Origin of the sequence: Micromonospora sp. DT4 (genome assembly GCF_049841675.1) — a bacterium.
Taxonomy (GTDB): domain Bacteria; phylum Actinomycetota; class Actinomycetes; order Mycobacteriales; family Micromonosporaceae; genus Micromonospora.
On the sequence record NZ_JBNCKT010000474.1, the window covers coordinates 1 to 274 of the forward strand.

The following is a 274-nucleotide window of genomic DNA, read 5'->3' on the forward strand; positions in this document are numbered from 1 at the left end:
CGTGGACCCAGCACGTCCCGCTGCTGACCGGCCGTACCGACCTCACCGTCCTCGTCGCCCCCGGCGCCGCCGGGGACACACCCGAGTGCTTCTACCCCGGCCTCAACCGGATCGAGGTCGACGCCACCTACATCGCCGACAGCCCCGACGTCACCGATCCGGCCAAGGCCCGGCACAAGCGCCTCGTGCCCACCGGCTACGGGCTGCTCGTGCACGGCGCCGCGCACGCCGCGCACAGCCGCTGGACCACCCCGCCCGGCACCCCGCCGATCCT

General features: G+C 74.8%; 1 pseudogene. It reads left to right on the plus strand.

What is annotated here, in order from left to right:
• Nucleotides 1–274 (plus strand): annotated as a pseudogene (locus ACLQ24_RS30585) (VWA domain-containing protein); the annotation flags it as partial.